The organism is Streptomyces sp. NPDC127084 (assembly GCF_042724175.1).
Lineage (GTDB): Bacteria > Actinomycetota > Actinomycetes > Streptomycetales > Streptomycetaceae > Streptomyces.
On record NZ_JBHXFA010000229.1, the window covers coordinates 1 to 7939 of the forward strand.

Annotated in this window: 8 protein-coding genes; 3 read left to right on the forward strand and 5 right to left on the reverse strand. The window is 71.5% G+C overall.

Annotated elements, in window-relative coordinates; genetic code table 11:
* Positions 1-90: 90 nt before the first annotated feature.
* From ACFWI9_RS31530 to ACFWI9_RS31550, 5 genes are all read right to left on the reverse strand, one after another.
* The gene (locus tag ACFWI9_RS31530; protein ID WP_387167884.1) at positions 91-1503 is read right to left on the reverse strand and encodes a sensor histidine kinase; all 1413 of its coding nucleotides are present in this window, start codon (positions 1501-1503) and stop codon (positions 91-93) included.
* Positions 1500-2243 (reverse strand): response regulator transcription factor, encoded by a 744-nt coding sequence (locus ACFWI9_RS31535; protein WP_387167887.1) that lies wholly within the window; start codon positions 2241-2243, stop codon positions 1500-1502. Before ACFWI9_RS31535 ends, ACFWI9_RS31530 begins: the two co-directional genes overlap by 4 nt.
* 20 nt (positions 2244-2263) lie before the next feature.
* Positions 2264-3328: a S1C family serine protease gene (locus ACFWI9_RS31540; RefSeq protein ID WP_387167890.1), complete on the reverse strand. Its 1065-nt coding sequence runs from the start codon at positions 3326-3328 to the stop codon at positions 2264-2266.
* A 109-nt stretch (positions 3329-3437) separates the two neighbouring features.
* Entirely contained in the window at positions 3438-4460 is a 1023-nt protein-coding gene (locus ACFWI9_RS31545) for a LacI family DNA-binding transcriptional regulator (protein ID WP_387167893.1), read from the reverse strand.
* Positions 4461-4483: 23 nt separating this feature from the next.
* Complete coding sequence (locus ACFWI9_RS31550) at positions 4484-5263, reverse strand: response regulator transcription factor (protein ID WP_387167895.1); 780 nt, start codon at positions 5261-5263, stop codon at positions 4484-4486.
* A gap of 208 nt (positions 5264-5471) precedes the next feature.
* On the opposite strand from ACFWI9_RS31550, the gene ACFWI9_RS31555 reads away from it, so the two are divergent.
* The 3 genes from ACFWI9_RS31555 (at position 5472) to ACFWI9_RS31565 (ending at position 7849) form a co-directional block, all read left to right on the forward strand.
* Complete coding sequence (locus tag ACFWI9_RS31555) at positions 5472-6368, forward strand: alpha/beta hydrolase (RefSeq protein WP_387167897.1); 897 nt, start codon at positions 5472-5474, stop codon at positions 6366-6368.
* Positions 6369-6456: 88 nt separating this feature from the next.
* On the forward strand, positions 6457-6711 hold the full coding sequence (locus ACFWI9_RS31560; protein ID WP_387167900.1) for a MoaD/ThiS family protein: 255 nt from the start codon (positions 6457-6459) through the stop codon (positions 6709-6711).
* A gap of 10 nt (positions 6712-6721) precedes the next feature.
* Positions 6722-7849, forward strand: coding sequence for a hypothetical protein (locus ACFWI9_RS31565; RefSeq protein ID WP_387167903.1), 1128 nt, complete (start codon positions 6722-6724; stop codon positions 7847-7849).
* Positions 7850-7939 lie beyond the last annotated feature (90 nt).

A 7939-nucleotide genomic window follows, 5' to 3' on the forward strand; every position in this document is an offset into this window, starting at 1 on the left:
AGCTCCACTCCACAACCGGAGGCCTTCGTCGTCAGCCAGATTCAGACCGTGTCGTCGCACAAACTCGACCAACCTGCCTGGGCAGTACACCTAGGACGGCACCGGCGAAGGCGGCGGAGTGGGTGCGCCGGGCAGCAGGATCTCGGCGACGGTCCCGCCGCCCTCGGCGGACCGCAGCGCCACCTCGCCGCCCGCCTGCCGCACCGTACGGGCCACGATCGACAGACCGAGGCCGGAGCCGGGCAGCGCGCGGGCGGACGGGGAGCGCCAGAACCGTTCGAAGACATGGGGCAGTTCATCGGGCGGCACTCCCGGACCGTGGTCGCGTACGGTCAGTGCGCCCCGGTCGAGCAGCACCTCGATCCGTCCGCGGGGCGGGGAGAACTTCACCGCGTTGTCCAGCACATTGACCAGCGCGCGCTCCAGCGAGGCCGGGTCGGCGCGCACGTACCAGGGCCGCAGCTCGGCGTCGATCGTCAGCTCGGGGCCGCGCAGCCGGGCCCGCTCCAGAGCCGTCCGCGCGATCTCGTGCAGCCCGACCACCCGGACCGCGCCCGGCGCCGCGCTGTCCGGGCGGGACAGCTCCTGAAGATCGCCGATCAGTGCCGCGAGCTCGCTCATCTGCGCCTTCACGGACGCCAGCAGGGCCGCCCGGTCGTCGGGCGGCAGCGCGCGGCCGGTCTGCTCACTGCGCGCCAGCAGCTCGATGTTGGTCCGCAGCGAGGTCAGCGGCGTACGCAGTTCATGCCCCGCGTCGGCGATGAGCTGCGACTGGCGGTCGCGGGACGAGGCCAGCGCAGCGGTCATCTGGTTGAAGGAGCGGGACAGGCGGGCGATCTCGTCCTCGCCCTCGACGGGGATGCGCACGGTCAGGTCCTCGGTGCGGGCCACATGCTCCACCGCCTCGGTCAGCCGGTCCACCGGCTTGAGCCCGGTCCTGGCCACCCACAGCCCGGCGGCGCCGGCGGCGAGCACACCGATACCCGCGAGCACGGCCAGCACCAGGGCCAGCCGGTCGAGCGACGCGTCGATCTCATCGAGGGGGCGGGCGACGGAGACGGTGATCGTCGGCTTGCCGATACCCGGCAGCGGTATCTGCGTGGTGTGCACCCGTACCTCGGCGCCGCTGTCGGTGGTGCTGTCGTGCAGGGCGTCCAGTGCGGTACCCCGGGCCACGTCGAGGTCCTCGGGCGCCACCTTCACCGGCTGGGAGTCCTGGGCGACACAGCGGGAGCCGTCCGCGCCGATGATCTGCACATACGCGAAGGCCCTGGCCGTGCCCCCGGTCGGGTCCTGCCCGGCCCGGCATGCCGCGAGGGCCTGGTCGACCGTGCTGACCGGAGCGCTGGTGTTGCGCAGCGAGGTGTCCAGCTCCTGGCGAAGCTGCGCACGGGTGAGCAGCCAGCAGGTCACGGCCACCGCCGCGACCGCCATGGCCACCGCGGTCGCCGTCAGCAGTGCCAGCCGCGACCGAAGTGGCAGCGCCTGGAACCAGCGGATCACTCCGGGGAACCTTCCCGTAGCGTGTAGCCGACCCCGCGTACCGTCTGGACCAGCCGCTGCTCACCGCCCGCCTCGGTCTTGCGGCGCAGATACATCACATACACATCCAGTGAGTTGGAACTCGGCTCGAAGTCGAAGCCCCAGACGGACTTCAGGATCTGCTCCCGGGTGAGCACCTGGCGGGGATGCGTGAGGAACAGCTCCAGCAGCGTGAACTCGGTGCGGGTCAGCTCGACCCGGCGCTCACCCCGGGTGACCTCGCGGGTCGCCGGGTCCATCCGCAGGTCGGCGAACGTCAGCGCGGCCCCGCCCTTGTCCGGCGCGCTGTCAGCCGCCGCTCCGGAGTACGCGCTGCGCCGCAGCAGTGCCCTGATCCGGGCGAGCAGTTCGTCCAGCTCGAAGGGCTTCACCAGGTAGTCGTCGGCCCCGGCGTCGAGTCCGGTGACCCGGTCGCCGACGGTGTCCCGGGCCGTGAGCATCAGGATCGGCAGTGTCGATCCCGACGCCCGGATACGGCGGGCGGCCGTGAGCCCGTCCATGCGCGGCATCTGCACGTCCAGCACGACCAGGTCGGGTGCGTACGACAGCACCTTGGCGAGGGCGTCCGTGCCGTCGACGGCGACCTCGGTGGCGTAACCCTCGAATGCCAGGCTGCGCTGGAGGGCCTCGCGTACGGCGGGCTCGTCGTCGACGATGAGGACGCGGTCGCCGCGTTCGTCTGTGTGCGGTGCTGTCGTCATGCGATCAGCGTCGCACGGTCTCAGAAGGAGCCGCTGGAAGAGGAGCCGGACGACGACCCGGACGACCCGTCCCGCAGGCTTGCGAGGTCGGCCTTGACGGTGTCGATCGGGATGGCGAAGCCGAGGCCGACGCTGCCCGCGCCGGAGCTGTTCGCGGACGTGGGCGAGTACATGGCCGAGTTGATCCCGACGATCTCACCGCTCATGTTGATCAGGGCGCCGCCGGAGTTGCCGGGGTTGAGGGACGCGTCGGTCTGGATCGCCTTGTACGTGGTCTTGGAGTCACCGGTGTCCCCGTTGAACTGCTGACCGCCGAACTCGAAGGGCCAGCCCTGGCGGGGGTCCTGACGCTGCCCGCGGTTTCCGTTGCCGCCGTCGTCCTTGGCCACGGTGACATCGCGGTCGAGTGCCGAGACGATGCCGCTCGTCACGGTCCCGGTGAGACCCTCGGGAGAGCCGATCGCCACGACCTCGTCGCCCACCTTGAGGCTGTCGGAGTCGCCGAGCGTCGCGGGTGTGAGCCCCTCGGCGTCCCGAAGCCTGATCAGGGCCAGGTCCTTGTCCGGGTCGGTGCCGACGACATCGGCGGTGCCGGTGCTGCCGTCGCTGAGGGTGACCTTGACGGTGTCGGCTCCGGAGACGACGTGGTTGTTGGTGACGATCTCACCGTCCTTGGTGATGATCACACCGGATCCGGTGGACTGCCCCGCGGAGGTGGCCGCCCCGATCTCCACGATGCTCGGCGACACGGCAGCGGCGACCCCGGCGACGGTGTCCTTGCTGCTCTGGGCGACCGTGGTTCCGTTGACCGCGGTCTGCCCGGTCGTCGCGGTGCCGTGGCCGGCGTACCGGTTCACGAGCGTCGCGGTGCCGCCGCCGACCGCCGCGGCGATGATCGCGACAGCCGCGATCAGCGCGACGGGCCGCTTGGCCCGCGCCCGGTGCCGCGGCTCCGGCTGCCCGGAGGTGAACTCGGTTGTGACCTCGGGTGTGTACGAGGGCGGCGGGGGGTAGCCCGCGTCCCCGAAGCCCGCGTAGGGGTACCGGTCCGTGTCGCTGTCGCTGCCGCGGTAGTAGTCCGTCACGGTTGTGAGTCTCGGCTCGCGAGATGAGAGGCCCCTGAGACCTCCCTGAGAACCGGACCAGAACCCGAGCGGTCGGGCCGCACGGGGTGCGGGGCCCCGCGCGGACTGGCTACGCGCAGCCGCAGGAGCGGCGGACGATCAGCGCCGACGGGAACTGCTTCACCCGCTCCCGCCGCGACCCCAGCACCCGCAACCCGTCGTCCAGCACGAGATCCACCGCCGCTCGCGCCATCGCCGGCCGGTCCGAGGCGATCGTGGTGAGCGGCGGATCCGTCAGCGCCGCTTCCTTCACGTCGTCGAAGCCCGCCACCGCCAGCTCGCCCGGCACGTCGATCCGCAGCTCGCGCGCCGCTCGCAGCACACCGATCGCCTGGTCGTCGGTGGCGCAGAAGATCGCGGGGGGCCGGTCGGGCCCGGACAGCAGCTTGAGGGCCACGAGGTAGGCGTCGTAGCGGTTGTAGGGGGCCTGGACCCGCCGGCCACCGGTGGGGCGCCCGCACACAAGAATGGCGGGCCCCCACCCTACTCGGTGGACGGCCCCCCGCCCCCCCCCCGCCGGTGTGTTGTCGATGCCGCCGAGACAGGCGACGTACTCGTGGCCGTGTTCCAGCAGGTGCCGGGTGGCGAGCTGGGCGCCGCCGACGTCGTCCGTCACCACCGCGACGTCGTCGATCGCCTCAGGGCGCTCGTGCAGCAGTACGACGCGGGCGTCCCAGGCCTCGATCTCCGCCGCGGCGCGCTCGCTCATGCCCTGGCTGACCAGGATCAGCCCGGCCACTCGCATACCGAGGAAGGCCCGCAGATAGTGGACCTCGCGCTCGTCGCGGTAGTCGGAGTTCCCGACGAGGACCATCTTCCCGCGGTCCGCCGCCGCCCGTTCCACCGCGTGCGCCATCTCCGCGAAGAAGGGCTGGCGGGCGTCGGGGACGATCATGCCTATGAGGTCGGTGCGCCGGGAGGCCATCGCCTGGGCAACCCGGTCGGGCCGGTAGCCCAGCTCCTTGATTGCGGCGAGTACCCGCTCGCGCGTGGCCGGGGCGACCGGCCTGGGTCCGTTGTTGATGACATAACTGACAACAGCGGTGGACGTACCCGCCAGTCGTGCGACGTCATCCCTCGTCACCTTGGCCACGCGCGAAGTCTACGCGTGGTGACTCACCTCTGGGCAGGGCTTACGGCGGCTTCGTGTTCTTCGGTTCGGCCTTCCGTACGCGTGGTCGAAGCAGCCGCCTTCGCCTTGGCTTCTTCGGCCGCGCGTTCGACCTTCTCGGGGGCGACGAAGCGGTAGCCCACGTTCCGGACAGTGCCGATCAGCGACTCGTGCTCGGGTCCGAGTTTGGCGCGCAGCCGCCGCACATGCACGTCGACCGTGCGCGTACCGCCGAAGTAGTCGTAGCCCCACACTTCCTGGAGGAGCTGGGCCCGGGTGAAGACCCGGCCGGGGTGCTGGGCCAGGTACTTCAGCAGCTCGAACTCCTTGAAGGTCAGGTCCAGGACCCTGCCCTTCAGCTTGGCGCTGTACGTGGCCTCGTCCACGGACAGATCGCCGTTGCGGATCTCCATCGGTGAGTCGTCCGCGGTGATCTGCTGGCGGCCCATCGCCAGCCGGAGCCGGGCCTCCACCTCCGCGGGGCCCGCGGTGTCGAGGAGTACGTCGTCGATGCCCCAGTCGGCGGTGACAGCCGCGAGACCGCCCTCGGTGACGACCAGGAGCAGCGGGCACCCGGGCCCGGTGGAGCGCAGAAGCTGGCAGAGGCTGCGGACCTGTGGGAGGTCGCGGCGGCCGTCGACCAGGATCACGTCGGCGCCGGGTGTGTCGACCAGGGCCGGGCCTTCGGCGGGGGCGACCCGCACGTTGTGGAGCAGCAGGCCGAGGGCCGGGAGCACCTCGGTCGACGGCTGGAGTGCGTTGGTGAGGAGCAGGAGTGAGCTCATCGGGCCCCACCTGCCCGGCTCGGATGGTTGTTCGTCCTGCGACTGTCGTCGTGCGCGGTTGGCTCGCCCATCACGTCGGTTTCTCCTCGTCCCCGCGTCCATAGGGGTCCGCGATTTCTTCGTTCACCTGTCTGTAACAACGGACTGGAAACACAAAAGGACCCGGGGGCTGCGTTGCCCGGATCCTCTGCCAAGCAGAATAGACCACATGGGTTCCGTGTCAGAGGCTCGATTTCACTATGTGGATGTTCCTTCGGTCACTGATGGCCTCCGGCACGCCACTTCGGGGACAACCTTGACCGCGATTTTGCGTACCTCCGACGATGTGCGGGTCGAGGCCCGGTACGAACCGCGACGCACATCCGCTTCGTCCGCTTCGTTCGCTGACGCGGCCGATACCGCGATTGTGCTCGCTCACGGCTTCACCGGCTCGGTGGACCGGCCCGCGGTGCGCCGGGCGGCCGCCGTCTTCGCCCGGCACGCGGCGGTGGTCACTTTCTCCTTCCGCGGCCACGGGCGCTCGGGCGGGCGTTCCACGGTGGGCGACCGTGAGGTGCTGGACCTCGCGGCCGCGGTGGCCTGGGCGCGGTCGCTGGGCCACGGCAGGGTGGTGACGGTGGGGTTCTCGATGGGTGGTTCCGTGGTGCTGCGGCATGCGGCCCTGTTCCGTTCGGACCAGGAGCCCGACGCGCGTACGGCGGCGGACACGGACGGGCACGCGGCGGCGCATACGGACGCGGTCGCCTCCGTCAGCGCCCCGGCCCGCTGGTACTACCGGGGTACGGCCCCGATGCGCAGGCTCCACTGGGTGGTCACCCGCCCCGTCGGCCGGCTTGTGGGCCGCTACGGCTTCGGGACCCGTATCCACCATGAGGACTGGGACCCCGTACCGCTCTCCCCCGCCGAAGCCGTCCCGCTGATCGCGCCGACCCCGCTCCTGGTGGTGCACGGCGACCGGGACCCGTACTTTCCGCTGGACCATCCGCGGATGCTGGCCGCGGCCGGTCCGTGCGAGCTGTGGGTCGAGCCAGGCATGGGACACGCCGAGAACGCGGCGGACGAGGAGTTGCTGGGGCGCATCGGGGACTGGCTCGTCCGCGCATAGACGATGATGGACATCCGACGACGAGAGTGACCGGTGTGAGCCGGGAGCATCGGGAGTAGCCGAAGTGAGTGGGAGTGAGGAGCGCCTGATGGCAGCGGGGACCATCCGCTACTGGGCCGCGGCCAAGGCCGCCGCCGGTGTGGCCGAGGAGCCCTACACCGCGGAGACCCTCGCCGAGGCGCTGGACGCCGCGCGCGAGAGGCACCCGGGGGAGCTCGTCCGGGTACTGCGGCGCTGCTCCTTCCTCGTGGACGGCGATCCCGTCGGGACGCGTGGACATGAGACGGTACGGCTTGCCGAGGGCGGCACGGTCGAGGTGCTCCCGCCGTTCGCAGGAGGATGAACCGCACAGCATGAGCAGCGATCACCAGCAGCAGCCGTACGAGTCGTACGGGGCGAACGAGCCGTACGACCCCCAGGTCACCCAGACCTGGGAGGGCCGGACCTGGGACACCGGGTACCAGCCCCAGCAGCCGCTCGGGACGCCGGCGGCACCGGCCCCGCTCCCGCAGCAGTCACAGCATGAGCAGCAGGCGGATCACGAGCACCGTGCGGTCCAAGAGCACCAGGCTGTCCAGGCGACGCAGGCCGCGCATCCGCTGCCGCCCGAGACGCCCGCTCCCGGGACGTCCGTGAGCACGCCGTCGAGCACCGGCTACGGCGAGCCCACCACCCGCGGCACCGCCAGGATCACCGATGCCCAGCGCGCCCGCGCCGAAGGGCGTTCACCGATCATCCCGCCGGGCATCCAGCCCGCCGCTCTGACCGCCGCGGCCGGACTGCTGCTCGCCGCCGCTGCCGCCACCGGGTCTCCGTACGCCGTGCTCGTCCCCCTCGTCCTGCTCCAGGCCGTCACCGCGGCCGGCTGGTTCCGGCTGAACGGCATGTGGCCCGCACGCCAGGGCATCGCGCTGGCCTTCGCGGGCGGTCTGGTCGCCGACGCCGCGCTGCTCGCCGCGGGCCGGGGGTACGCTCCCGCCGCGATTCTCGGGACCCTCGGCGTGTGGGTGCTGCTCACGTTGATACTCCAACTGCGCAGCCACGCCGCCCCCGACGAGCGGATGTACGGGCTGATGGCCGCCGTCGCCTCGTCCGCGCTGACGATCCTGGCGGCCGGATTCCTCGCCGCCGACACCGATGCCGTACTCGTCGGCGGTCTCGCGGTCGCCGCCGCGACCGTCTGCCGCGCGCTGCCGCTGCCGCTGCCCGGCGCCGCCGACGGCCCCGGTACCGGCGCGGTCTCGCTCGCCGTGGCGGCGCTCGCCGCCGCGGGTGCCGGAGCGGTGGGTGGTGCGCTCGCCGGGCTTGACATGCTGTCCGCGACGCTGCTGGGTATCGGTGCCGGTCTGTGCGCCCTCGTGGGCCTGCGGGTGGCGAGCTACGACTACCCGTCCCGCTTCGTGCACATGACCGCGGGGGTCGCGCTGCCGCTCACAGCCGCGGCCCCGATCGTGTACCTGCTGGGCCGGGTGCTGGTCTAGGTGTACTGCCCAGGGACGTTGGTCAACCTGGTGATGGGTGGTTTGCCGCCGGTTGCGGTGTGGGGGCGGTGGTGATTGTAGTGATGGAGC

Coding starts and splice junctions, on each gene's coding strand:
- ACFWI9_RS31535 (WP_387167887.1), bottom strand. CDS start 2,243: ATGACGACAGCACCGCACACAGACGAACGCGGCGACCGCGTCCTCATC.
- ACFWI9_RS31550 (WP_387167895.1), bottom strand. CDS start 5,263: ATGAGCTCACTCCTGCTCCTCACCAACGCACTCCAGCCGTCGACCGAG.
- ACFWI9_RS31555 (WP_387167897.1), top strand. CDS start 5,472: ATGGGTTCCGTGTCAGAGGCTCGATTTCACTATGTGGATGTTCCTTCG.
- ACFWI9_RS31560 (WP_387167900.1), top strand. CDS start 6,457: ATGGCAGCGGGGACCATCCGCTACTGGGCCGCGGCCAAGGCCGCCGCC.
- ACFWI9_RS31565 (WP_387167903.1), top strand. CDS start 6,722: ATGAGCAGCGATCACCAGCAGCAGCCGTACGAGTCGTACGGGGCGAAC.